The 25,795-nt window shown below is 55.6% G+C and carries 22 protein-coding genes; 12 read left to right on the forward strand and 10 right to left on the reverse strand.

What is annotated here, in order from left to right:
- Window positions 1-7: 7 nt before the first annotated feature.
- The 3 genes from Mag101_RS08535 to Mag101_RS08545 form a co-directional block, all read right to left on the reverse strand.
- Window positions 8-1,357 (reverse strand): replication-associated recombination protein A, encoded by a 1,350-nt coding sequence (locus tag Mag101_RS08535; protein ID WP_077403499.1) that lies wholly within the window; start codon window positions 1,355-1,357, stop codon window positions 8-10.
- Window positions 1,350-1,967: an outer membrane lipoprotein chaperone LolA gene (gene lolA / locus Mag101_RS08540; protein WP_077403502.1), complete on the reverse strand. Its 618-nt coding sequence runs from the start codon at window positions 1,965-1,967 to the stop codon at window positions 1,350-1,352. Before lolA ends, Mag101_RS08535 begins: the two co-directional genes overlap by 8 nt.
- 100 nt (window positions 1,968-2,067) lie before the next feature.
- The gene (locus tag Mag101_RS08545) at window positions 2,068-4,392 is read right to left on the reverse strand and encodes a DNA translocase FtsK (RefSeq protein WP_077403505.1); all 2,325 of its coding nucleotides are present in this window, start codon (window positions 4,390-4,392) and stop codon (window positions 2,068-2,070) included.
- A gap of 608 nt (window positions 4,393-5,000) precedes the next feature.
- Here Mag101_RS08545 and trxB point away from each other — a divergent pair.
- From trxB to infA, 4 genes are all read left to right on the forward strand, one after another.
- Complete coding sequence (trxB, locus tag Mag101_RS08550; protein ID WP_077403508.1) at window positions 5,001-5,942, forward strand: thioredoxin-disulfide reductase; 942 nt, start codon at window positions 5,001-5,003, stop codon at window positions 5,940-5,942.
- Window positions 5,943-6,048: 106 nt separating this feature from the next.
- Complete coding sequence (gene aat / locus Mag101_RS08555; RefSeq protein ID WP_077403511.1) at window positions 6,049-6,774, forward strand: leucyl/phenylalanyl-tRNA--protein transferase; 726 nt, start codon at window positions 6,049-6,051, stop codon at window positions 6,772-6,774.
- A gap of 217 nt (window positions 6,775-6,991) precedes the next feature.
- The gene (locus tag Mag101_RS08560; protein ID WP_077403514.1) at window positions 6,992-7,711 is read left to right on the forward strand and encodes an arginyltransferase; all 720 of its coding nucleotides are present in this window, start codon (window positions 6,992-6,994) and stop codon (window positions 7,709-7,711) included.
- 218 nt (window positions 7,712-7,929) lie between these two features.
- Window positions 7,930-8,148: a translation initiation factor IF-1 gene (gene infA, locus Mag101_RS08565; protein ID WP_010130378.1), complete on the forward strand. Its 219-nt coding sequence runs from the start codon at window positions 7,930-7,932 to the stop codon at window positions 8,146-8,148.
- Window positions 8,149-8,232: 84 nt separating this feature from the next.
- Here the strand turns inward: infA and clpA are convergent, their stop codons facing one another.
- Together clpA and clpS are read right to left on the reverse strand one after the other, a co-directional pair.
- On the reverse strand, window positions 8,233-10,518 hold the full coding sequence (clpA, locus tag Mag101_RS08570) for an ATP-dependent Clp protease ATP-binding subunit ClpA (protein ID WP_077403517.1): 2,286 nt from the start codon (window positions 10,516-10,518) through the stop codon (window positions 8,233-8,235).
- Between the two features lie 131 nt (window positions 10,519-10,649).
- Window positions 10,650-11,045, reverse strand: a complete 396-nt coding sequence (gene clpS, locus Mag101_RS08575) for an ATP-dependent Clp protease adapter ClpS (RefSeq protein ID WP_077403521.1) — start codon at window positions 11,043-11,045, stop codon at window positions 10,650-10,652.
- A 347-nt stretch (window positions 11,046-11,392) separates the two neighbouring features.
- Here clpS and cspD point away from each other — a divergent pair, with 347 nt between their 5' ends.
- Window positions 11,393-11,680 carry a cold shock domain-containing protein CspD gene (gene cspD / locus Mag101_RS08580; RefSeq protein WP_077403524.1) on the forward strand — a complete coding sequence of 96 codons (288 nt, stop codon included), beginning with the start codon at window positions 11,393-11,395 and terminating at the stop codon, window positions 11,678-11,680.
- 218 nt (window positions 11,681-11,898) lie between these two features.
- On the opposite strand, the gene icd is transcribed toward cspD, so the two are convergent.
- Window positions 11,899-13,149, reverse strand: a complete 1,251-nt coding sequence (icd, locus tag Mag101_RS08585; protein WP_077403527.1) for an NADP-dependent isocitrate dehydrogenase — start codon at window positions 13,147-13,149, stop codon at window positions 11,899-11,901.
- A gap of 276 nt (window positions 13,150-13,425) precedes the next feature.
- On the opposite strand from icd, the gene Mag101_RS08590 reads away from it, so the two are divergent.
- From Mag101_RS08590 to Mag101_RS08620, 7 genes are all read left to right on the forward strand, one after another.
- On the forward strand, window positions 13,426-14,112 hold the full coding sequence (locus Mag101_RS08590) for a pseudouridine synthase (RefSeq protein WP_077403530.1): 687 nt from the start codon (window positions 13,426-13,428) through the stop codon (window positions 14,110-14,112).
- A 287-nt stretch (window positions 14,113-14,399) separates the two neighbouring features.
- Entirely contained in the window at window positions 14,400-15,530 is a 1,131-nt protein-coding gene (mnmA, locus tag Mag101_RS08595) for a tRNA 2-thiouridine(34) synthase MnmA (RefSeq protein ID WP_418287767.1), read from the forward strand.
- Complete coding sequence (hflD, locus tag Mag101_RS08600; protein WP_077403536.1) at window positions 15,527-16,162, forward strand: high frequency lysogenization protein HflD; 636 nt, start codon at window positions 15,527-15,529, stop codon at window positions 16,160-16,162. The genes mnmA and hflD overlap by 4 nt, the downstream gene beginning before the upstream one ends.
- 68 nt (window positions 16,163-16,230) lie before the next feature.
- The gene (purB, locus tag Mag101_RS08605) at window positions 16,231-17,604 is read left to right on the forward strand and encodes an adenylosuccinate lyase (RefSeq protein WP_077403539.1); all 1,374 of its coding nucleotides are present in this window, start codon (window positions 16,231-16,233) and stop codon (window positions 17,602-17,604) included.
- A gap of 27 nt (window positions 17,605-17,631) precedes the next feature.
- Window positions 17,632-18,831 carry a cupin domain-containing protein gene (locus Mag101_RS08610; RefSeq protein WP_077403542.1) on the forward strand — a complete coding sequence of 400 codons (1,200 nt, stop codon included), beginning with the start codon at window positions 17,632-17,634 and terminating at the stop codon, window positions 18,829-18,831.
- A gap of 11 nt (window positions 18,832-18,842) precedes the next feature.
- On the forward strand, window positions 18,843-19,304 hold the full coding sequence (locus Mag101_RS08615; protein ID WP_077403545.1) for a GNAT family N-acetyltransferase: 462 nt from the start codon (window positions 18,843-18,845) through the stop codon (window positions 19,302-19,304).
- Window positions 19,288-19,821 (forward strand): hypothetical protein, encoded by a 534-nt coding sequence (locus Mag101_RS08620; protein WP_077403548.1) that lies wholly within the window; start codon window positions 19,288-19,290, stop codon window positions 19,819-19,821. The genes Mag101_RS08615 and Mag101_RS08620 overlap by 17 nt, the downstream gene beginning before the upstream one ends.
- Window positions 19,822-19,848: 27 nt before the next feature.
- Here the strand turns inward: Mag101_RS08620 and Mag101_RS08625 are convergent, their stop codons facing one another.
- The 4 genes from Mag101_RS08625 to Mag101_RS08640 form a co-directional block, all read right to left on the reverse strand.
- Window positions 19,849-22,239, reverse strand: coding sequence for an FdhF/YdeP family oxidoreductase (locus Mag101_RS08625; RefSeq protein WP_077403551.1), 2,391 nt, complete (start codon window positions 22,237-22,239; stop codon window positions 19,849-19,851).
- Complete coding sequence (gene fdhD / locus Mag101_RS08630) at window positions 22,236-23,111, reverse strand: formate dehydrogenase accessory sulfurtransferase FdhD (protein ID WP_077403554.1); 876 nt, start codon at window positions 23,109-23,111, stop codon at window positions 22,236-22,238. The genes Mag101_RS08625 and fdhD overlap by 4 nt, the downstream gene beginning before the upstream one ends.
- A gap of 27 nt (window positions 23,112-23,138) precedes the next feature.
- The gene (locus Mag101_RS08635; RefSeq protein ID WP_077403557.1) at window positions 23,139-23,459 is read right to left on the reverse strand and encodes a heavy metal-binding domain-containing protein; all 321 of its coding nucleotides are present in this window, start codon (window positions 23,457-23,459) and stop codon (window positions 23,139-23,141) included.
- Window positions 23,460-23,562: 103 nt separating this feature from the next.
- The gene (locus Mag101_RS08640; RefSeq protein ID WP_077403560.1) at window positions 23,563-25,737 is read right to left on the reverse strand and encodes a malate synthase G; all 2,175 of its coding nucleotides are present in this window, start codon (window positions 25,735-25,737) and stop codon (window positions 23,563-23,565) included.
- Window positions 25,738-25,795: the final 58 nt, after the last annotated feature.

Below are 25,795 nucleotides of genomic sequence, written 5' to 3' on the forward strand. Positions count from 1 at the left end.
GCGGATTTTAACGTTTTTCCGATTGCGGGTATCGCTGCCGGGGGCTTTTTTGATTCAGCTCGCGCAGCTTTTGCAGTTTTTCCTCGATCTTGAGCTCCATACCGCGCGGCACCGGATCGTAATAGCGGCGCCCGGCAATGGCTTCGGGGAAATAGCTTTCCCCTGCTGCGAACCCATCTGGTTCGTCGTGGGCATATCGGTAGTCCGCGCCGTGGGCCATTTCCTTGGCAAGCTTGGTGGGGGCATTGCGCAGGTGGACCGGCACCTCGTGACTGGGTTCCCGGCGAATATCCGCCAGTACCCGTTTGTACGCGCTGTAGACCGCATTACTCTTGGCGGCGATGGCCAGGTAAACGATGGCCTGGGCAATCGCCAGCTCTCCTTCGGGGCTTCCCAGTCGCTCTTGTACATCCCACGCATTTAGCGCAATCTCCAGCGCGCGTGGGTCTGCATTGCCGATATCTTCACTGGCCATGCGTACCGCCCGCCGGGCCACGTACAAGGGGTCGCAACCGCCGTCGATCATGCGTGCAAACCAGTACAGCGCCGCGTCCGGGTCGGAACCGCGTACTGCCTTGTGTAGCGCAGAAATCTGGTCATAGAAGAAGTCGCCGCCTTTATCGAAGCGTCGCACATCAGCCGTGAGTACCTCAGCAAGCACATCTTCGTCGATAACCTGTTTGCCGCCCTCTTCCCGCGAGAGATCGCAGGCAATCTCCAGCAGGTTTAACGCGCTGCGCGCATCGCCATCAGCGCTCAGGGTGATCTTGTCGAGCACCTCATCAGATATCGCAATATTGCGCTTTTGCAGCTCTTCGTCTTGTTCCAGTGCGCGCCGCAACAAACCAGAAAGCTCTTCCTGGCTGAGGCTGCGCAGCAGGTATACGCGGCAGCGCGATAAGAGTGCGTTATTGAGTTCAAACGCGGGATTTTCAGTGGTGGCACCAACGAAGGTGACAGTGCCCTCTTCTACGTATGGCAGGAACGCGTCCTGTTGTGATTTGTTAAACCGGTGTACCTCATCCACAAACAGGATGGTGCCGCGGCCGCTCTGCGCTGCATGCTGCTCGGCCTCAGCTACCGCCTGGCGAATTTCCTTAACCCCGGCCAATACGGCGGATAGCGTCGCGAAGCGCGCATCGCATTCCTGTGCAAGCAGACGCGCAAAGGTCGTTTTGCCCACGCCGGGCGGCCCCCACAGGACCATAGAGTGCAGCTGGCCGCGCTCTACAGCCTCGCGCAAGGGTTTCCCCTGCCCCAATAAATGCGTCTGGCCCACATAGTGGGCCAGAGTGGTAGGCCGCATGCGTGCGGCCAGAGGCTGATGCCGGCGCGGTGACCGGAATAAGTCATTCATCGCGGATAACGTCGGTGCCCTTGGGTGGCTTGAAATTGAAGATACTTGAGGACAGTGAAGGATTGGCCTTCAAACCATTGAATTTGATATCGGTGGTCTGGCCCATACCATCGCGCACGGTCATCGCGGAGGGCAGGCCCTTCTTGTCAAAGCGAATCACCATGGACTTAAAGGGGGCGCCGGCACGCTTTGGCGTCAGGTAGTATGCGCCCTTTTTGTTTTGTACGTTAAACGAACCGCGAATTTCTTCGACCTTGCCGCCGAGCAGCAGTGCCGGTGTTTCCTTCATACGCTTGTCTACCGGGCGAATCGTTACCTGCTCCAGGTCCGGGTCATACAACCACAGCTTTTTGTTGTTGGTTACCAGTAGCTGCGGGAATGGCTCACCGGTTTGCCAGCGCAGGCGGCCCGGGCGCTGTACCGAGAAGTTACCGCTGCTTTTCTGCAGGGTTTTGCCCTTCTGGTCTTTCAATGTCTGGCGGAAATTGCCAGAAATGGCGCCCAGTGGCTGTAGTAAACGGCTCAACTCATCACTTGCATCGGCGCTTGAGGCATTGCTGCCAAAAGCAAACCCCAGGGCAATCAGGAAGGTGCTCAGTGTGCGTTTCATAGATGGGCTCCCAAAATCGATGCGTTCCAATTTGCGAATCTGTCCCTAAAGCCTAGCCCCTGGCACGTGAACCAGCCCTGAACCGGGAGGATAAACCTTGCTACGCGGGTGGTGGTGCCAGAACTTCGCGGTTGCCGTTGGCTTGTTGTGCCGATACGACCCCGGCGGCTTCCATGGCTTCGATCATGCGCGCGGCGCGATTGTAGCCGATGCGCAGTTGTCGCTGTACCGAAGAAATGGAGGCCTTACGGGATTTGGTCACGAAAGCGACTGCTTCGTCGTAGAGTGCATCCGTCTCAGGGTCGTCCTCGCCCCCCTCCGTTGCCATGCCAGGTACTGGGATGCTGTTGTTGGAATCATCGACGATGCCGTCAATGTATTCGGGCTCGCCGCGACGGCACCAGTCTGCCACAACTTGGTGCACCTCATGGTCGTCAACAAAGGCTCCGTGCACCCTTATGGGTACCGCTGTACCCGGCGGTAGGTATAGCATGTCGCCGTGTCCGAGCAACTGTTCAGCACCACCCTGATCCAAAATGGTGCGCGAGTCGACTTTGGACGAAACCTGAAAGGCCATACGGGTGGGTACGTTGGCTTTGATCAGGCCGGTAATCACGTCCACGGAGGGCCGCTGGGTGGCAAGCAACAGGTGAATACCGGCGGCACGGGCTTTCTGCGCAATCCGCGCGATCAGCTGTTCCACCTTCTTGCCGACGATCATCATCATGTCGGCGAATTCGTCAATCACCACCACGATGGCCGGCAATGGCTTGAGGTGCGGTGCAGTCTGCTCCGCTTCGGGCACGCTGGACATTGGATCAGGCTGCCAGATCGGGTCTATCAGCGGCTCACCTTTCGCAATGGCGTCGTTAACCTTGCGGTTAAAGCCCGCCAGGTTTCGCACACCCATGGCTGCCATCAGCTTGTAGCGACGCTCCATTTCACCCACGCACCAGCGCAAGCCATTGGCAGCGTCGTTCATGTCGGTGATAACCGGCGTCAACAGGTGCGGAATTCCCTCGTATACCGAGAGCTCCAGCATCTTCGGGTCCACAAGAATGAGGCGTACCTCGTCAGGTGTGGACTTATAGAGAAGGCTGAGCAGCATCACGTTGATGCCGACGGATTTACCGGAGCCAGTGGTACCGGCAACCAGTAGGTGTGGCATCTTGGCAAGGTCTGCAACGACCGGTTGGCCAGCAATATCGTGGCCCAGAGCCAAGGTCAGTGCGGAGCTGGATTTGTCGTACACCTCTGCACCGAGCACCTCGGTGAGGCGCACCATCTGGCGGTTTTCGTTGGGGATCTCGATGCCCACGACAGACTTACCGGGGATCACTTCCACCACACGCACACTGATCACCGCCAGCGAGCGCGCAAGGTCTTTCGCCAGATTGGTGATACGGCTGACTTTTACACCGGGAGCGGGCTGAATCTCAAAGCGGGTGACCACCGGACCCGGCAGAACCGAAACTACTTCGGCGACTACACCAAAATCTTTGAGTTTTAGCTCGAGCAAACGCGAGAGCGCTTCAAGGGCTTCACGGCTAAAGCCCGCCTTCTTATTCGTATCCGCAGGATCCAGCAGCGAGAGCGCAGGCAGTGAGCCGGTAACGGGACCTTTAAACAGCTCACCCTGCTTCTCTTTGGCGGCACGGGGGCTTTGCTTGGGTGGCGGCGCGACGGCTGCGATCTTGGGCGCCTGGCGCTTGGCGGTCCGCTGCTTTTCTTCCTCGACAGCCGCCTTGCGCACGACGATGGCCTCGCGCGCTACACGCTGCTCTTCGCGCTGTTTACGCGCACGCGCCACACGCGTACCGACCCAACTGATGGCGAACAGTACGCTGCGGCCAATGTCTTCCAGTAATTGCAGCCAGGACATGCCTGTGAACACCGTCACCCCGATAGCAAACAGGGCGAGCAGTAAGATCGTTGCCCCGACGTAGCCGAGGCCAGTTTCCATAAATGAGGAGACCGCTGCGCCGATGATGCCGCCGTTGGAAAACGGCATGGGTTGCTCGGCTTCGCTAAAGCACAGGGTCGATATGGCAGCGCCGGCTACCAGCAGCACCATCAGGCCCGCGACACGCAGCGCAAAGAGTGGACCGTGAAAGCGGGCGTTCTTGTCACGCAGGATTCGATAGGCGCGCCAGCTGATCAGTATGGGGAACAGATAGGCCATCCAGCCCAGCAGGGACAGGCAGACATCCGCGAGCCAGGCACCGGTAGGACCAATGGCATTCTGGATATCACCGCCACTCCCGGTATGGGACCAACCGGGATCCTGAGCGCTGTAACTGAGCAGGCTGATGCCGACGAGCAATGCGCCGGCAAGGAGTCCGATCAGGGCGCCCTCGCGGACAATACGGGCGATAAGGGATTCAGGGATGGCTGCCCCGGAATCGGTTTCACTTTCAGCCTTCAATGGCCACCTCGGTCATCATGTTCTTATTAAAAGGCCCAGGAAGTGTGTGCCCTTTAGTCGGTATTGGGGTCTGTGTACTACAGCCGTCCGCTAAATGCTACCGCTGCGGGACTTCACAGATTACATTAAGAGGTCATTTTACCAATATATTCAATTAGTTACGCGATAAACCTCACGTAGACTTCACGCCGAAAAAGATTTTTGCGCCAGATGTGTGAATGCCGGTATTGGCGTCGGATGGTAATGCTTCGGACCTCTTCATACGGCTCATACGGCTCATACGGCGTAAGCTCCCTACATTTCCCCTAGCGCCCTCTTTGCAGAGCTCTCGGCTCTCCCGCCTGGATTACTGTGTCGATATGGTCACCCTATAAAGAGCGCCAATGAAATAAATAAGACCAAACTATTTGGTAGCTGTGGTCTCATCCCCTATCATTGCCCGCGAATTTTGGGAGCCGCACCAAGTGGTTGCCCCCAACCCGCTACCCCTGCTTTCACAAAAGCCAGTCCGCTGGTTTGTGACGCCCGCGAGTGACGGAGCGAGTCTGCACTGGGTGGCGGATCCAATAAATCAAATTTCTGAAAGCTGAAGTACTGTGAGTTCTGATATGAGCAATCATCATCGCCTGATCATTCTCGGTTCTGGCCCTGCGGGATATACCGCGGCTATTTACGCTGCCCGTGCAAACCTCAATCCGGTGGTTATTACCGGTATGCAACAGGGTGGTCAGCTGACCACCACCACTGAAGTAGAGAACTGGCCGGGTGGCGTGCATGACCTGCAAGGCCCAGATCTGATGGTACAGATGCAGCAGCATGCTGAACGTTTTGATACCAACATCATTTTCGATCACATCGAAGAAGTGGATTTGAAGCAGCGCCCCTTTACCCTAAAGGGCAATGAAACCTATACCTGTGATGCCTTGATTATTGCTACTGGTGCATCGGCGCAATACCTCGGCCTGCCTTCTGAAGAAGCGTTCCAGGGCCGCGGTGTGAGTGCCTGTGCCACTTGCGACGGCTTCTTCTATCGCGATCAAAAAGTGATCGTGGTGGGTGGTGGTAACACCGCGGTTGAAGAAGCGCTGTATCTGTCCAACATCGCCTCGGAAGTCACTCTGGTACACCGCCGCGATGAGCTGCGCGCAGAGAAGATTCTGCAGGATCGCCTGCTGGATAAAGCCGAGAATGGCAATATCAACCTGTGTTGGCACCACACCCTGGACGAAGTTCTGGGTGACGATAACGGTGTTACTGGGGTTCGCCTGAAGAACGTTCAGGACGACTCCACCAAGGAGCTGGATGCGTCTGGTGTGTTTATCGCTATTGGCCACAAGCCCAATACCGGTATCTTCGAAGGTCAGCTGGAAATGAACGGTGGTTATATCATTGTTGAGAGCGGCCTCCAGGGTAACGCTACCCAGGCTTCCGTTGCTGGTGTGTTCGCTGCGGGTGATGTGTCAGACCACATTTATCGTCAGGCAGTCACCTCTGCCGGTACCGGCTGTATGGCCGCACTGGATGCCGAGCGCTATCTCGACGCACAATAAATCCGTCGCCTGATATACAGGCTAAGGGTGAAAAGGCGGCTTAGGCCGCCTTTTTTGTCCGTTGCAATCAGGCACACCACCAATAGACACAGCAATACCCGCAGTTATGGATGACATCCTCACGCTACTCGACCCGGACCGGGTAGAGTTTCCGGACACGTCACATGCGCTGACCGATCCCAATGGTTTACTGGCCGTCGGTGGGGATTTGACGTCGGACTGGCTGCTGGCGGCCTATCGCAAGGGTATCTTTCCCTGGTTCTCTGATGATCAGCCCATTCTCTGGTGGTCGCCCTCCCCGCGCTGTGTGGTTGCCCCTCAGTCGCTATCGTTCAGCCGCAGCCTGCGTAAATTGATTCGCAAGCAGCGATTCACAGTGACCTTCGATCGGGCGTTCGAGGAAGTAATGCGCGGGTGCGCAGCGCCCAGAGCAGACGATGAGGGCACATGGATAACCGATGACATGCACGATGCCTATGTGGAGATGCATGGGCAGGGCCATGCGCATTCGGTCGAAGTGTGGCTAGACAATGAGTTGGTCGGGGGGCTCTACGGGTTGAGCATAGGCCGCGTGTTTTTCGGCGAATCGATGTTCCATCGAGCAACGGATGCCTCCAAAGTGGCGTTTGCCCACTTGGTTCGGCAGCTCGCCCGCTGGGGCTGTGAACTCATTGATTGCCAGGTCACCAACCCTCACCTCAATAGCCTCGGTGCGCAGGAGGTGTCTCGCGAGGTGTTTGAGGAGCGACTGGCCGACGGTGTCTCCCAGCCGCCCTTCCCTGCTCCCTGGCCGGGGGCTCCGGATGCCGACCTCTTTATTGAGAATCCCTAAGCTTCTTACCATTGGCTTACCGGTCGCTTATCGGTCATTAAGTTTGAGTTTTGGCCGACTGCAAATTACCCTGCCGGTTAGAAGAATTATGTGCGCCCTTAATGAATGGCGACCTCTGACTTCCCAGTTCAAGCTCTCAACCTTTTACCCCTCAAGGAGGCTGCAGCCACGTGATCAACGGTTTCCGTAGTCGTATTTTCCGAAGGGTGACCAGCCCGTGAGCCAGCTCTCACAGCTCGATTCCGTACGCCTGCTTGCGACTCTGCCGCACCCTTGCGGTTATCTGGAGGATCGCGAGGCGACAACCGTATTTGTGGACCCTCAAACACCGATTGATTCCCGACTTTACAGCCGGCTGTCTGAGCTTGGTTTTCGCCGCAGTGGCAATTACTTGTACAGGCCGCAGTGCGCGACCTGCCACGCCTGTGTGCCGGCGCGCGTTCCGGTTGAGCTGTTTGTACCCAATCGGAATCAGCGCCGTTGCTGGCGCAGGAACAAGGATCTCGACGTATTCCACCGTCAGGATATTGATACGGATGAGCAATATGAGATGTACGCGCGCTATATCGAAGCGCGTCATCGTGACGGTGAGATGTATCCGCCTAGCCGCGAGCAGTTCCGAAGCTTTCTGAATAATGCCTGGGGAAGCACCCGCTATCTCGAGTTTCGCGCGCGTGACCGACTGGTGGCGACAGCGGTAACCGATGTGCTGAATGGTGGGGTGTCTGCCATCTACACCTTTTACGACCCCGATGAAATCAAGCGCAGTCTGGGAACCTATGCAATTCTGTACCAGATTGAATGGACGCGTCGCTTGGGGCTACCGAGCCTGTATCTGGGCTATTGGATACGCCAATGCGCCAAAATGGCCTACAAAAATCAGTTTCAGCCACTGGAGTATTTGACCGACGGTCGCTGGACGCTCAAGTCTGATTAAGGGCTGCTCCCCCTACCTTTCGCCCTACTGCCGCGGGCTTGGTATCAATTCCCGGTTTTACTTGGCCTGCAGACACTTTTCGTGCAAAATGCACGCCCGTCGTACCGCCGGCTCCAGCTACAGTATCCATGACGGTTACACGAAAGTGCCTGTCGGAGTCTGGAATTTACATTACCTGGCGGAATAGCTAGTACAAATCAATCAAGGGTTGCTGCCGCATGGCAAAAGACGATTACATTGAAATGGAAGGCGAGGTGATCGACACCCTGCCTAACACCACCTTCCGCGTGAAACTGGAAAACGGACATGTCGTGATCGCGCACATCTCCGGAAAAATGCGCAAAAACTACATTCGCATTCTAACTGGCGACAAGGTCAAGGTAGAGCTGACTCCTTACGACCTGAGCAAAGGCCGCATTACCTACCGCGCCCGCTAATTGCTCGCCAGCAATACACCGGTATTGCACGCGTAATAAAAAAGCCACCGCAAGCGGTGGCTTTTTTGGTTTCTGAGTTTGCAATCAATGCAGAGCTGGTACTGCCGTGTTGATTTTGAGTTGATCGTCCTCAACGGTAACTTCCACCTTACCGCCCTCATCTGACAGATCCCCAAACAGAACAGCCTCTGCCAATGGCTTGCGCAGCTTCTCACGAATGAGTCGCGCCATTGGGCGTGCGCCCATCTTCTCGTCATAGCCGTTGCGAGCGAGCCATTCGCGCGCTTCGTCATCCACTTCCAGGGTGACGCGCGACTCATCGAGTTGGGCCTGCAGTTCGACAACAAATTTGTCCACCACGGTTTTGACTACAGCCACATCGAGCGCACCAAACTGGATGATGCTGTCGAGGCGATTGCGGAATTCTGGAGTGAACATTTTCTTGATCTCCTCCATGCCATCGGTGCTGTGATCCTGATTGGCAAAGCCGATTGAGCGACGGCTCATCAGCTCCGCCCCCGCGTTGGTGGTCATAATCAGGATGACATTACGGAAGTCGGCTTTGCGGCCGTTATTGTCCGTCAACGTACCGTGGTCCATCACCTGCAACAGCAGGTTAAACACTTCCGGGTGTGCCTTTTCAATCTCATCGAGCAGTACCACGCTATGGGGGTGCTTGGTCACCGCGTCGGTCAGCAGGCCGCCCTGGTCAAATCCCACATATCCGGGAGGTGCACCGATCAAGCGAGACACGGTGTGGCGCTCCATGTATTCGGACATGTCGAAGCGAATCAGCTCGATGCCCATCACCTGGGCAAGCTGGCGACACAATTCCGTTTTACCGACACCTGTCGGCCCAGCGAACAGGAAGGAACCGATGGGCTTCTCTTCTGCACCGAGTCCAGCGCGCGCCAGCTTGATGGAAGTGCTGAGTGCTTCAATGGCCAGATCCTGGCCGAACACGACCATCTTGAGATTCTCGTCCAGCTTGGCTAGTGCCGCTTTGTCGGAAGCGGAGACGCTCTTCGCAGGAATACGTGCCATTTTGGCAACGACATTTTCGATTTCGGTAACGGAGATCGTATCGGTGCGCTGATCCGCCGGCTGCAGAGCCTGGTAAGCGCCGGCCTCGTCGATCACATCGATGGCCTTATCTGGCAGAAAACGCTCAGTGATATGGCGGTTGGCCAGTTGTGCCGCCGCCTCGAGTGCCGAGTCGGTAAAGCGCACCTTGTGGTGGTCTTCAAAGCAAGGCTTCAGGCCCTGAAGAATTTGCACGGTTTCCTCGACGGAAGGCTCGTGCACGTCGATTTTCTGGAAGCGACGAGACAGCGCGCGGTCTTTCTCGAAGATACCGCGGTATTCGTTGAATGTTGTAGAACCAATGCAGCGCAGCTGGCCGCTAGAAAGCAGTGGTTTCAGCAGGTTTGATGCATCCATAACGCCGCCGGACGCGGCGCCAGCACCAATAATGGTATGAATTTCGTCAATAAACAGTACCGCGTGCTCGCGCTTCTTCAGTTCGGCCAACAAGGCTTTAAAGCGCTTTTCAAAATCTCCACGGTACTTGGTACCCGCCAGCAGCGAACCCAGGTCGAGAGAATAGATGGTGCTTTCCTGCAGTGGTTCGGGCACTTCCCCGTCGACAATACGGCGCGCCAAGCCCTCGGCAATGGCGGTTTTACCGACACCGGATTCACCGACCAGGAGAGGATTGTTTTTGCGGCGGCGTGCGAGTACCTGTGTCACTCGCTCTACTTCGGGTGCACGGCCAACCAGTGGATCAATGCGCCCGAGAATGGCTTCCTGATTCAGATTGGTGGCGTAACTCTCGAGCGGGTCTGAGCCACCGGGCTCGGCAGTGGTGCCAAGCTCCTCGTCCACCTGCTCGGGAGATGGGTCTGGGTTGTTGTGAGTACCGTTGCCACCGGAGCTCACACGAGAAATACCATGGGTGATGTAATTCACCACATCAATGCGGGCGACACTCTGCTGTTTCAGGTAATACACCGCCTGACTTTCCTGTTCACAGAAAATCGCCACAAGCACGTTCGCCCCGGTGACCTCTTTTTTACCGGAGGACTGCACGTGGAAAACCGCACGCTGCAACACACGCTGGAAACCAAGGGTCGGCTGGGTTTCCCGATCGGTATCGTTCTCGGGAATGAGTGGCGTGGTGGAATCGACAAACTCCAGCAGTTCACGGCGCAGTGCACTGAGGTCTGCGCCACACGCATGCAGGACATCCGCCGCGGATTCATTGTCCAGCAGCGCCAGTAGCAGGTGCTCAACGGTCATAAACTCGTGGCGTTTCGCCCGTGCACCTTTGAACGCTAGATTGAGCGTTACCTCTAAATCCTTGCTGAGCATTTAAACCTCAAAACCTTACTGGCCAATGTCGTCCGGATTGTCACTGAGTACACCCGGCATTCCTAATGCGTTGCCGGCAATTCCGGCCGGAAAGTCATACCAAGCCCAAGCCTGGCGCCGATTGTGCTGGGTCAACCCTCCTCGCCTTGTTCATCGTCTTCGTCGGCTTCGATTTCACACAAAAGCGGATGTTCATTGTCACGCGCAAACTGATTTACCTGCGCGGCCTTTGTTTCCGCAATATCTCGAGTATAGACACCACAGATGGCTTTTCCCTTGGTGTGAACCTGCAACATCAGTTGAGTGGCGCGCTCGCGATTGACATAAAAAAACAACTCAAGTGCTTCTACGACAAATTCCATCGGGGTGTAGTCGTCATTAAGCATGACCACCTTGTACATTGGGGGACGTTTTAATTGCGGACGCGCCTCGGCTAGTGCTGTATCCCCCTGCCCCTCGTGAAAATGATAGTCGTCATCATCCGCACCTTGATCCGAGTGTAGTTTAATGATTTGCGAATTTCCCATAGTGTCAGTCAATCAATCTTGAAGAATCAGTTCACAGTCGTGACGCTATTTTTACCTAATCGAAAAATAGTCAGAACGATTATTGGATGTCCAGTCATTTTGCTTGAGTCAGCAAACCAGCATTGTAACCCCAAACCGGCCCGGACACAGTGCGGCTGGGGATATTCGCTTGACAAGACTGGAGTGGTTGGCTACAAGAGGTAGTAACCGCGCCAAGTGGTTAATTAGGCACACGTACAATAGCGGATGCATTTGTACTCACAAGCAAGCGCATGAAGCGCGATAACAATAAAGACATCATGTTTAGGCGGCCAGCAGTCGCCCCGGCAATTTAGAGGGATTTCGCCATGCCTACCGGTACCGTTAAGTGGTTCAATAATGCCAAGGGATATGGATTCATTCTTGCTGATGAAGGTGGAGAAGACCTGTTTGCACATTACTCGGCCATTCAAATGGAGGGTTACCGAACCCTGAAGGCCGGCCAGCAAGTACAGTTCGATATTATCCAGGGAGATAAGGGCTACCATGCGGCCAATATCAGCGCTGCAGATGCGCCCCGCCCGGCTGAAGCCGCCGCGCCAGTGTCGCAAGCGCAGCCCGTTCGAGAGAAAGAAACGGAAGATATGCTGGACTAACCAGCCCGGTGTGCGGATCTACATTCTGTAGCCTCCGCATGCCATAAATGAGCCGGAGGTTCCGGTCCATTCTTTCTATTTGGAAGAGTGATCTTTTTGCCTGCCCGGATAGTGGTACTCGCGTTCCAGTCCTGCCATCCTCGCCAGAGCTTCCGCTGATCAAAATTCAAAAAAAAGGCCCCGTACCTTTCGGTACGGGGCCTTTTTTCGAAGGTCTATCAGGCCATGTGCTTGATAACTTCGTCTCCGAATTCGGAGCAGGACTTCAGCTCAGCGCCGTCCATCAGACGCTCGAAGTCATAGGTAACAGTCTTGGCTTCGATAGCGCCTTCCATACCTTTAACAACCAGCTCGGCCGCTTCGTTCCACCCCAGGTGACGCAGCATCATCTCTGCGGACAGAATCAGGGAGCCCGGGTTTACTTTGTCCTGACCAGCGTACTTAGGCGCAGTACCGTGGGTTGCTTCGAACAGAGCAACGTCGTCGGACAGGTTCGCACCCGGAGCAATACCGATACCACCAACCTGTGCGGCCAGTGCGTCGGACAGGTAGTCGCCGTTCAGGTTCAGGGTGGCGATTACGTCGTACTCAGCCGGACGCAGCAGAATCTGCTGCAGCATGGCATCTGCGATCACGTCCTTAACCACGATTTCCTTGCCGGTGTTCGGGTTCTTGAAGCTGCACCATGGGCCACCGTCGATCGGCTGAGCGCCAAACTCTTCGCGAGCCAGCTCGTAGCCCCAGTCAGCGAAGGCACCTTCGGTGAACTTCATGATGTTGCCTTTGTGCACCAGGGTCAGGGAGTCGCGGTCCTGATCGATGGTGTACTGCAGAGCTTTGCGTACCAGGCGCTTGGTGCCCTCTTCGGATACCGGCTTAACACCGATACCTACGTTCTGCGGGAAGCGGATTTTCTTAACACCCATCTCGTCCTGCAGGAACTTAACAACCTTGTTCGCCTCGTCAGTACCGGCCTTCCACTCGATACCTGCGTAGATGTCTTCGGAGTTTTCACGGAAGATCACCATGTCTACCTTGTTCGGCTCTTTAACCGGGGAAGGTACACCGTTGAACCAGCGAACCGGACGCTGACATACGTAAAGGTCAAGTTCCTGACGCAGGGCAACGTTCAGGGAGCGGAAACCGCCGCCTACTGGAGTGGTCAGCGGGCCTTTAATGCTTACAACGTAATCTTTGATCGCTTCCAGAGTCTCAGCCGGGAACCAGTCGCCGCTGTAGGTTTCTGCTGCTTTCTCACCGCAGAAAATTTCCATCCATGCGATGGACTTTTCGCCGCTGTAAGCATTGCTTACCGCTGCGTCGATCACTTTGCGCATTACCGGGGTAATATCCACGCCGATGCCGTCACCTTCGATGAAAGGGATGATCGGGGTGTTTGGTACGTTCAGGGAACCGTCTGCATTGACTGTAACTTTTTCGCCGTTTGCCGGCACTTGGATATGACCCATTATTAAGTTGACTCCAGTAACTCTTTGACTAAACGTCCGGCTATTTCGGGGAAAAAGGGGCATACCTCGCCAAAATTTCCATTGCCGGTCATGGTTGCCGCCCGCTGTTTGCGCCGTTGCACCCACCAAGCTGGCTAAAAATCGGCGCGATTATACCAGCATCGGGCTGTTTTTGTAGTTTCGTTACAACCAAGGCACTATGAAGAATCAATTTCTCCTCATTTTCTCGTCAAATCGCCCTGTTTTGGCCTCTTAAAGGGGTGTAAAAGTGTCCCAATGAGCAAACTGATCCTTTTAAACAAGCCCTTTGGCGTCCTGTGTCAGTTCACGGACCCGGACGGCCGCCCTACGCTGGCTAGTTATATTACCCAGCCGGGTGTGTATGCAGCCGGTCGCCTCGATTACGACTCCGAGGGCCTGCTGCTGCTGACTTCAGATGGCCAGCTACAGCATCGGATTGCGCACCCGAAGAACAAACTGCCGAAAACGTACTGGGCCCAGGTTGAAGGGGCCGTAACCGAAGAGGCGCTGGAGGCGCTGCGCAAGGGGGTTACCTTAAAAGATGGGCTTACGGCTCCGGGAAAAGCGCGTGCCATCGACGAACCGGACATATGGCCTCGCACCCCCCCAATTCGGGAGCGGCAATCGATTCCAACCTCCTGGATCGAGCTGACAATCACTGAGGGGCGAAACCGGCAAGTCCGGCGTATGACCGCGGCGGTTGGATTCCCTACTCTGCGCCTTATTCGGCACGCTATTGGTAACTGGCGCCTGGATGGGTTGGCTCCGGGTGAGTCGCGAACCGTTGAAGTACACCTGCCCGACATACCCAAAGATACGGCAAGAAGCCGCAAGCCCCGCACCGCTGGCTCTAGTCGCCAGCAGAAACGCGAACCTACTCGAGGTAACCGGCCAGCCAAACGGCCCTCATCGCAGCGCACCAGGCGGAAGCCCGGCCGGTAAATCAGAAGGGACTATTGGTATCCTCTATTGTCTAAGTTAGACGCCATATTTTGCCCCGTACCTGGCAACGATGCATGGATATGCCGTGAAATTGGTCACATGAGCGATTCGCGGGTAAAATGCGCCCCCATTTTCACGCCCGCGGGCGTCATTGGGGCGCGAGCGGCCTTGAAAAAGCGGCGCTCCCCCTCACTGTAACAACCCGGTATTTCATGTCAGCTTCGGATATGTCTGTGTCGTCAGTAACGTCAACCTCTACCAATACGACAAAGCGCGTCATTGTCGGCATGTCCGGCGGTGTGGATTCGTCTGTCGCCGCTCTGCTTCTTATGCAACAGGGCTATCAGGTAGAAGGCCTGTTTATGAAGAACTGGGATGAGGACGACGGCACGGAGTACTGTACCGCGAAGCAGGACCTCGCGGATGCCGAGTCTGTTTGCCAGCGTCTCGGTATCAAGCTCCATACCGCAAACTTTGCCGCAGAGTACTGGGACAATGTGTTTGAGTATTTCCTAGCGGAATACAAAGCCGGGCGCACACCGAACCCGGACATTCTGTGTAACCGCGAAATCAAATTCAAAGTGTTTCTTGAGTACGCAGAAATGCTGGGCGCGGACGCCATCGCTACCGGGCACTATACCCGCCGTATCGACAAAGATGGCCGCACCTATCTTGGCAAAGGCCTAGACCCGAACAAAGACCAAAGCTACTTCCTTCACGCGGTGGGTGAAGCCGAGTTCGCCAAGTCACTCTTTCCACTGGGGGAGCTTGAGAAGCCGGAAGTCCGCCGCATCGCCGAGGAAAACGGCCTCATTACGCACAGCAAGAAGGACAGCACCGGTATTTGCTTTATCGGTGAACGCCGCTTCAAGGACTTCCTGGAGCAGTATCTGCCCGCGCAGCCCGGGGAGATGCAAACTCCCGAAGGTGAAGTGATGGGCCAGCACGCCGGCCTGATGTACCACACAATCGGCCAGCGCCAGGGGCTGGGTATTGGTGGCATTAAAGGCGCTGGAGACCAGCCCTGGTATGTGGTTGGCAAGGATCTTGAACGCAATGTGCTGCTGGTAGCTCAGGGCAAACACCACCCCCTGCTCTACTCTACCGGCCTTGAAGCGACGCAAGCCCATTGGATTAATGGTGCGCCTCCCGCGCAGCACTTCCGCGCGGCGGCAAAAACACGCTACCGTCAAGACGATCAGAATTGTGAAGTGATTGTTGGTGACGATGGCAAGTTAGTGATTAGTTTTGACACGCCTCAGCGCGCCGTTACCCCGGGCCAATCTGTGGTGTTTTATCAGGGTGATATCTGTCTGGGTGGCGCGGTGATCGACCGTGCCACCGGCATCGGCGAAGTGGATACCGATGCGGCCCGCGGCGCGGCAAAATCCGAGAAGGCTGTAGGGAGCAACTCTTGAGCAATTGGCGAGATCAAGCGCTGGCACTTGCCGGTGTGTTTCAGGCGGCGATTCTCGTTGAGCGCCTGGCCAAAACCGGCACCGCACCTGCGGAGCAAATGGAAACCGCGGTGTACAGCCTGTTCCAGCAAAATCCGGAAACCACCGAAGATGTATTCGGCGGTGTGGAAAAACTGCTGCCGGGTTTGCGCGCCGCACGCCAGTTGATCGCGACCCGCAGCCATCCGGAATACACCGATTGCCTGCGCTATGTCTTGTCGATACTGTACCTGCAGCGACAACTCGCCAAAAAGCCAGATCTTCTGTCCATCATTGGCAGTCGATTGGAAAAAGCCCAGTTGCAGACAGACCACTTTGGCGTGGATCACGAGAACGTTTATGCCAATCTTGCCAGCGTCTACAGCGATACCCTGAGTACCTTCCGTTTTCGCATTCAGGTATTGGGCGATTTCAACTACCTGCAGCAACAACGTATCGCCAACCAAATTCGTACCATGCTATTTGCCGGTGTGCGCTCCGCCATGCTTTGGCGTCAGCTGGGTGGCCGCCGCCTCCACTTGCTTTTCCAGCGCAAGAAGCTGATCGCGGCAATGGATGCACTGATATCCAAGTACGAGTCCCTGGAACACTAATTCGCACAACTTTTTCATTTGTACGCCGGGCTCGTGTCCCGGCGATTGCTCATTATCGGAGAGACACAATGACTGTCGAGCTATCCGCACTGACCGCGGTTTCCCCCATTGACGGACGCTATGAAAGCAAAACTGCTCCACTGCGCGACATTTTCAGTGAGTACGGCCTGATCCGTGCACGCGTTGAAGTAGAAGTACGCTGGCTGCAACAGCTGGCCCGTCATGAGGAAGTTGGCGAGGTAAAACCCTTCTCCGCTGATAGCAATCAGATTCTGGATGACATCGTAGCCAAGTTCTCTATCGACGATGCCCAGCGTATCAAGGATATCGAGCGCACAACCAACCACGACGTTAAAGCGGTCGAGTATTTCCTGAAGGAAAAAGTGCAAGATAACGCAGAGCTTGCTGCGGTTAGCGAATTCATTCACTTCGCGTGCACTTCTGAAGACATCAACAACCTGTCACACGCATTAATGCTGCGCGCGGGTCGCGACGATGTTTTGTTGCCGGCCATGAATCAGATCGTTGACGAGATTGCCGGGCTGGCCAAGACCTTTGCCGACGTGCCGATGCTGTCACGCACCCACGGCCAGACCGCGAGCCCGACCACTGTAGGTAAAGAGCTTGCCAACGTTGTGGCGCGTCTGCGTCGCCAAGTACAGCAAATCCAGAAAGTCGAACTGCTTGGCAAAATCAATGGTGCCGTAGGTAACTACAATGCGCACCTGTCTGCTTACCCGAGTGTCGATTGGCAGAAGAATGCCGAGGTATTTGTTACCTCCCTGGGCCTGACCTGGAACCCCTACACCACCCAGATCGAGCCGCACGACTACATTGCGGAACTGTTTGATGCGATTGCCCGCTTTAACACCATCCTGATCGACTTCGATCGCGATGTATGGGGTTACATCTCTTTGGGTTACTTCAAGCAAAAAGTTGTTGCTGGCGAAGTTGGCTCCTCCACCATGCCGCACAAGGTTAACCCGATCGACTTCGAAAACTCCGAAGGTAACCTGGGCATCGCAAACGCGGTATTCCAGCACCTGGCCGCCAAACTGCCGGTTTCTCGTTGGCAGCGTGACCTGACCGACTCCACCGTGTTGCGCAACATGGGTGTGGGTGCCGGCTACTCCGTGATCGCTTATGCAGCGACCATGAAAGGTCTTGGCAAATTGGAAATTAACCGTGAGCGCCTGGAAGAGGACCTGAACAACTCCTGGGAAGTGCTCGCGGAGCCGATCCAGACCGTCATGCGTCGTTACAACATCGACGAGCCTTACGAAAAGCTGAAGGCGCTGACCCGTGGCCAAGGCATCACCAAAGAAACCCTGGCGGTATTTATCGATGGCCTCGAGATGCCGGAAGAAGCCAAGCAGGCGCTGCGTGAAATGACGCCGGCTTCTTACATTGGTAATGCGGTCGCCCAGGCGAACGATATCTAATCCGCCCAGCACGATCGGGAACGCAATATGACAGAGTCGAGCCAGTTCAGCGCAAGAAAGCCGTTGACCCATCTGGGCGATATGCCCGTTGAGGAGTTTTTGCGGGATTACTGGCAAAAAAAGCCGCTGTTGATTCGCAACGCGTTTCCCGATTTTGTCAGCCCTATATCCGGTGAAGAGCTCGCCGGTATGGCGCTGGAAGAGCAGATTGAATCCCGCTTGATTGAAGAGCGTGGAGCCGATGGGCCATGGCAGTTACGCAGTGGCCCATTCACCGAAGAAGACTTCTTTGCCCTACCGAAAACCCACTGGACCTTGCTGGTGCAGGCTGTCGATCAGTGGATACCGGAAGTTGCGGCCCTTAAAGACCATTTTCGGTTTGTGCCCGACTGGCGCCTCGACGATGTAATGATCAGTTATGCCGCCGATCAGGGCAGTGTCGGCCCCCATTATGATTTCTATGATGTGTTTCTGCTGCAGGCCGAGGGGGTGCGCCATTGGCAGCTGGGGCCGGAAGCCAACGAAGACAGTCCTCGTGTAGAAGGTACACCGCTGAATATTTTGCGGGACTTCGACGCCGAAGCCAGTTGGCGCCTCGAGCCCGGCGACATGCTGTACCTGCCACCCCAGTTCAGCCACTGGGGTGTTGCCGAAGGCGGTTGCACGACGATATCGATCGGATTCCGCGCCCCCTCCGCGCGCACCCTGCTGGAAGATCTGGGCGGCGAACTCGCGGCACAGCTACCGGATCACATTCGCTACAGTGATCAGGATCTTTCTTTGCCAATGAATCCGGCAGAGATCGACAGCGATACGATATCTCGGGTTCAGAGCCAACTGACCCAGTGGCTGCAACAGCCGGAGACCATTGCGCGCTGGTTCGGCGCGCTGATGACTGAATCGAAGTATCCGGAAACCGTCGCCCTGGACGCAGGCAGCGCCGAAGATTGGCGCGATCACTTGCAGGATGGGGGCTGTCTGGTGCTCAACCCTGGCTCTCGCGCCGCCTTTTCACGTAGCCCTGTACTGCTGTTTGTGGATGGCGAACCCCTCCCCGCACCACTGCTGTTTGCCGAGTCTTTTTGCGAAAGCCGTACCATCACCCATGGCGATCTAGTCGGTTACCCTGAACTGGGAGAGCAAGATGGCTTGATCGATGCACTGGTGTCCCAGGGCAGTCTCATTTACCCTGAACTTCTTGAACACGATGATCAGGATGATGAGTAGGAGTTCGCGCTATGAGTCTGTTTGTTCGCCTGGCTGATTGGCACACAGACCGGAATGCCATTCGCGGTATCCGCCAGAAGGTGTTTGTGGAAGAGCAGAATGTGCCACCGGAACTGGAGTGGGACGAGCTTGAGGAAACCGCACAGCACTTCCTCGTTTACCACGACAGCAAGGCAATCGGCACTGGTCGCCTGACCGGCGGTGGCAAAATCGGGCGCATGGCGATCCAGCGTGAAGCCCGTGGCCACGGTGCCGGTCTCGAACTACTGCGGCGCATTTGCAAGTTTGCCGGGCTCTCAGGGCAAAAGAATGTGTATCTAAACGCGCAGGTACACGCAATCCCCTTCTATGAAAAGGCTGGTTTTGTTCCGGTCGGTGATGAATTTATGGAAGCGGCGATTCCCCACGTGCGCATGGAGCGCACCCTGAACGACAGCGAACCGAGCGAAAACCTCGATGACTGGAACCGATGACCCTCACAAGCTTCAACAGGCCGAAGGGAGTTCTGGTGAAAACCCGCACCTTACCTTTGAGGGCGGCGAGCAGTGTGCCGATGCCTTAAAACAACTTATCGGCACAAGCCGACGACGCTTGCGTATTTTTTCCCAACATCTCGCCCGTCAAATTTATGGCGATCTTGCGGTTGTTGACGCGCTTTCCGAGTTTGCCCGTAGCAGCCGCTACGCACAGGTCGAAATCCTAATCACTGACAGCGAGCCGCTTTTGCGGCAACCACATCGCTTGCTCCCCTTGCTTAAACGGCTACAGAGCCGTATTACCCTTCGAAAAATTCAGCCGTCAAGCGAACCCACCGACTGGGAATTTGCCATTGCCGATCAGCGGCTAAGCTTATCAGTATCTGACCATCTTAAATGGAATGGGCAATATCGCAGCGATGATCCAGTGCGCAACGTAAAGTTAAACGATGTGTTCGAGCAGCATTGGCTGGCCGCCCGTCCAGATCCCGCTTTGCGTCAGTTCGTTCTATAGTCGCTTTAGCGAATAGCAGTGAAGCGATCAAACAATACGTTTGGCGGCAGTGCTGGGTTCAAAACGCACAGCGATATATTTGGAAGTTGGGGTAAAACTCCCAATACCGAAACTGTCCAGCGGCACTAACGGGTTTGCCTCGGGGTAGTACGCCGCGGCTTGCCCTTTGGGTATATCAAAGGCAATCAGGGTGAAGCCCGATACACGCCGCTCTTGCTCATCTTCCCAGATTGAAACCACATCAATCGCCTCGCGATCATCAAATCCCAGGCGATGGATGTCCTCGATATTTGCAAACACCACACGGCGATCGCCACTAACCCCGCGATAACGATCATTCAAACTGTATACGGTGGTGTTGTATTGGTCGTGAGAACGTATGGTTTGCAGAACCAAATCGGCCTTGTGTCCCAGCGTACCTAGCTTTTCCAATACCGCAGGCGGCAATGGCGCCGGTAAGGAACCGGCGATGAAATTTGCTTTGCCGCTGGCGGTCTGCCACTGGCGTTGGCCTGCAGGGTTCTGTAAATAGAAGCCACCCGGCTGCTGTAATTTTTCGTTAAAGTTATCGAAACCCGGGATAACATCTTCAATCAAATCGCGGATGCGCGAATAGTCTTCGATAAGCGACAACCAGTCTACGGGCTTGTTACCGAGTGTCGCCTGGGCCATACCCGCAATGATTGCGGGTTCCGAACGCATTTCTGCGGCAAGTGGGCGTAATTGCCCATAGGACGCATGGACCATGCTGAACGAATCTTCTACGGTCACTGCCTGTGGGCCGCCCGCTTGAATATCAATATCCGTACGGCCAAGACAAGGAAGAATGAGCGCATCGCGCCCGGTCACTAAGTGGCTTCTGTTCAATTTGGTGCTGATTTGCACAGTGAGGGCACAATTGCGAAGGGCTTTGTGGGTGCTTTCACTATCCGGTGTGGCCTGGGCAAAATTTCCTCCAAGGCCCACAAAGATTTTTATATTCCCTTTTTCCATGCCCTCAATGGCTTTAACCACGTTGACACCACTTGCCTGCGGCACCGACATATCGAATCGCATCGCCAATGCATTCAACAGCGATTGCGGCGGACGCTCATGGATCCCCATGGTTCTGTCGCCCTGGACATTACTGTGACCTCGCACAGGGCAAAGTCCTGCGCCCGGCTTGCCAATCTGCCCACGCAGCATCTGCAGGTTGGCGATTTCCTGAATCGTTGCAACCGAGTGTCGGTGCTGGGTAATTCCCATCGCCCAACAGATTATGGTGGCGTCACTGCGCGCGTAGATATGCGCTGCCCGTTCGATTTCGTCCAGTTCAAGGCCGCTGAATGCAACGATTTCATCCCAACGGGTATCTCTTACCACAGACTGATAAGCATCAAATCCCTCGCAGTGCTCCTGAATAAACGCGTAGTCAAGCGGACCTTTTTCAGTATCCGAGCCTTCGGCCCCGTTGCCCCCCTGCCCTTCTTGGCCTTTGAGTCGCTCACTGTTGCGCGCGTCTACTTCTTCTTGCCACTGAAACAGGAACTTCGCAATGCCACGCATGACCGCAATATCGCCGGCGAGCGCTGGGCGGAAGTATGCGGTGTGCATCGGCGACGCTTTATCGGTCACCATCTGTACCGGGTCTTGTGGCGCTTGGAATCGCTCGAGCCCCCTTTCTCGCAACGGGTTTAGAACTACCACTTGCGCACCGCGGGCAACGGCTTTTTGTAACGGCTCCAACATGCGGGGGTGATTGGTGCCCGGGTTTTGACCCACAACAAAAATGGCTTCGGCTTTGCCAAAGTCTTCATAGGTCACCGTGCCCTTGCCCGTGCCAATACTGGCCAGCAAGGCAACACCGCTGGCTTCGTGACACATGTTTGAGCAATCCGGCAAATTGTTGGTGCCAAACGCGCGCGCAAACAACTGATAGAGAAAAGCGGCTTCGTTACTGGCGCGGCCAGAGGTGTAAAACGCAGCCTGGTCGGGGGACGAGAGGTTAGTTAAATGGTCGGAAATTCTATGAAATGCCTGGTCCCAAGTTACTGGTCTGTAGTGATCGGTCTCCGTGTCGTACACCATGGGTTCCGTCAGCCGACCTTGATACTCCAGCCAGTAGTCGTCCATTTCGAGTAGCGTACTGACGCTATGCTCTGCAAAAAAAGTCGCATCGACGGCGCGACCGGAGGCCTCCCAATTCACGGCCTTGGCACCATTTTCACAAAACCGAATACGGCCCTCGTCAGGCGCCTCACCCCATGCGCAGCCCGGGCAATCGAACCCACCATGCTGATTGGTTTGCAGCATCGCGCGCAAGTTTTTAAACGGCTGGCGGCTGTCCAGCCAGGCATGAGTGACGCTGCGCAGGGCGCCCCAGCCGGCTGCGGGGCGTTGGTATGGACGAAAGCGGAAGCGGTCGATGGGTGTTTTCATACGGTAGACGCCTCGCAGAGCAGGTTCACCGCTCGATTATTGGGAGAATGGAATGCATCACTGCTAAAGACCCTTGGCGCGGCCTGCGCGGGCACATGAATCAAGTTGAGTTGGTACTTCCGCGCCCAGCGCACGGCAATATCGGAGGGTGAAGCGAGTGTGACGAGGGTGCCGATACCACAGCGAGTAGCTTTTTGAACCAATTCCAGACCGCAACGACTGCTCATCGCGATGAAGCCATGTGTCAAAGGTAGGTCTACGCGCATGCAGGCGCCAATTACCTTGTCCAGTGCATTGTGGCGGCCGACATCTTCACGGCAAATGCTCGTATTACCAGACGCGTCGACGAAAATGGCCCCGTGCAATGCACCGGATATACTCCGGTGCCGCTGTGCCAGGTTTAGCCGCTCGCGCAGTTGCAACAGGTGCTCTGCGGGCGGTAATGGTTGGTACCCTCTTGCACTGGAACTGGCACTTTGCGGTGAGAGCACCTGATCCAGAGCCTCTACACCGCACAATCCGCAGGCACTGGAACCGGTAAGTGTGCGACGCTCGTGCGCCCGGCTGCGTTTGAATTGATGGAACGCACGCTGATTAAGCGTGATTTCAAGACAAATGGCATCATCGAGCTGTCGTGGCTCAATATCTAAAATCTGCCGCTTACCCGTTACAACGCCCGCGCTGATGGAATAGCCGATTGCAAAGTCCTCGAGTGCGCCCGGGGATGCCATCATCACAGCGTGGCTAAGACCGTTGTAGCTAATCGCAATGGCTTTCTCTTCTGCCAGGTACTGATTACTACACTGAAGACCGTTGCCGGCCGAGTCCACAGAATGGAAGGTATAGGCGCTGGGGCGTCTTGAGTTATTCATTGAGCGCGTTGTATTGATGTTTTTGACTTAGCGGTAGCGCACGGCAGTACCACTCACACTGACCATCATCATGCCACCCTTTTCACCGACAACCTCATAATCCAGATCGATGCCAACGATCGCATTCGCACCCATGGAGCGGGCTTCGGCTTCGATCTCGGAAAATGCCAGTTTGCGCGCTTTGCCCATTTCACGCTCGTAGGCGCCAGAACGCCCGCCGATGACGTCGGTAATGGATCCAAACAAGTCCTTAAAGATATTCGCGCCAAGAATGGCTTCGCCTACGACGACGCCCAGGTATCGCTCGATTTTGTGCCCATCGATGGAGGGGGTGGTGGTCTTTAACATCATGGATTCCTTTCCCGATCATTTTTTTAAATAGCTTACACAAAGAAAAAGCCCCGCGGGTGCGGGGCTAGAAATAATGTGCTGTTTTTTACCTTGTGCGCGATCAGCGCTGGCTGGCCTTGAACTCACGGCGGCGTCGATGCAAAACCGGCTCGGTGTAGCCATTTGGCTGCGCACAGCCTTCGAAGACCAGTTCACAAGCGGCCTGGAACGCAATACTGCTATCGAAGTTCGGGGCCATATTGCGGTATGCGGGATCTGCGGCGTTCTGACGGTCAACCACTGCGGCCATGCGCTGCATGGTTTCTTCGACCTGTTCGCGGGTACAGATACCCTGTTTCAGCCAGTTGGCAATATGCTGGGATGAAATCCGCAGGGTGGCGCGGTCTTCCATCAGGCCAACATCGTTGATATCCGGCACCTTAGAGCACCCTACACCCTGGTCAATCCAGCGCACAACGTAACCGAGAATACCCTGGGCATTGTTATCCAGCTCCAGCTGAATATCGGTCTCGCTCCAGTTGGGGTTTTCGGCAACCGGCACGGTGAGGATGTCATCAAGGCTTGCTGGCTTACGGGTAGCCAGCTGGTCCTGAACCTCAGCGACATCTACCTGATGGTAATGCAGTGCATGCAGGGTTGCTGCAGTTGGTGATGGTACCCAGGCAGTGTTTGCACCCGCCTGTGGGTGAGCAATTTTTGCTTCCATCATGGCCGTCATCTGATCGGGAATTGGCCACATGCCTTTACCGATCTGCGCGCGACCTTTGAGGCCAGTCGCCAGGCCGGTATCCACATTCCAATCTTCATAGGCCGCAATCCACTTGGACTGTTTCATTTCGCCCTTGCGAATCATGGGGCCGGCCAGCATGGAAGTGTGGATCTCATCACCGGTACGGTCCAGGAAGCCAGTATTGATGAACACAACACGCTCTTGCGCAGCTGCGATACAGGCCTTCAGGTTTACCGTGGTGCGGCGTTCTTCGTCCATGATACCCATCTTCACGGTATTGCGGGCCAGCCCGAGGGCATCTTCAACACGGTTAAACAGTGTATTGGCAAAAGCGACCTCTTCCGGGCCGTGCATCTTCGGCTTAACGATGTAGACACTACCCGTGCGTGAATTACGCACTGGTCCTTCACCACGCAGATCGTGAATTGCGATCAAGCTGGTAACCATTGCATCCAGAATACCTTCCGGCACTTCGCTGCCATCTTTATCCAGCACCGCGTCGTTCGTCATCAGATGACCAACATTACGTACGAACATCAGGCTGCGCCCAGGCAAGGTCAGTTCACCGCCTTCTGCGCCCTTGTATTCACGATCTGCATTCAACCGGCGGACGATCTCACGGCCGCCCTTATTCACTGTTTCCTGAAGGTCGCCTTTCATCAGGCCCAGCCAGTTGCGGTAAACCACCACTTTGTCTTCGGCGTCTACTGCGGCAACGGAGTCTTCGCAATCCATAATGGTGGTCAGTGCCGCTTCAACGAGAATGTCCTTCACACCCGCTTTATCGGTTTTGCCGATGGGGCTATTCGGATCAATTTGAATCTCGAAATGCAGACCATTATCCGCGAGCAGTAAGGACTCTGGTGATTCCTGTTCACCGCGGTAGCCGACGTATTGACGGCTGTTTTGCAGTGCGGCCACCTTGCCATTGGCAAGGGTTGCTTCGAGCAATGAGCCATTGATGCGGTATTCAGTGACATCTTTGTGGCTGGCACCGTTCAGCGGTGCAGCCTGATCGAGAAATTCACGCCCGTATTCGATAACTTTGCTGCCGCGCACCGGGTTGTAGCCACCGGCCTTCTCAGCGCCATTCTCTTCACTAATTACGTCAGTGCCGTACAGCGCGTCGTACAAACTGCCCCAACGCGCGTTGGCGGCGTTCAGGGCGTAGCGGGCGTTCATCACCGGCACGACCAGCTGAGGGCCAGCCATGGTCGCGATTTCCGCATCGACGTTTTCGGTTTTGGCCGTGAAATCAGCGGGTTCTTCGACGAGATAACCGATTTCACGCAGGAAAGCTTTGTACTTTTCGAGGTCGCGGAAGCCGTCGGGATTATCCTGATACCACTGGTCCATTTGCGCCTGAATCTGGTCGCGCTTGGCGAGCAGCTGGCGATTGACGGGCGCGAGGTCGTTGACGATTTTTTCGAACTCGGACCAGAAGACGTCTTCGCTGACCCCGGTACCCGGAACCACGTCGTTCGCGATCAATGCGTGCAATTCTTTGGCGATCTGCAAATCGCCGATACGGACTCTTTCCGTCATGTTCGACCTCTTAGTACTGGTGAGTTCTGCGGCATTCTAAACAGGGCGAGCACCATGC

Source organism: Microbulbifer agarilyticus (genome assembly GCF_001999945.1).
Taxonomy (GTDB): Bacteria; Pseudomonadota; Gammaproteobacteria; order Pseudomonadales; family Cellvibrionaceae; genus Microbulbifer; species Microbulbifer agarilyticus_A.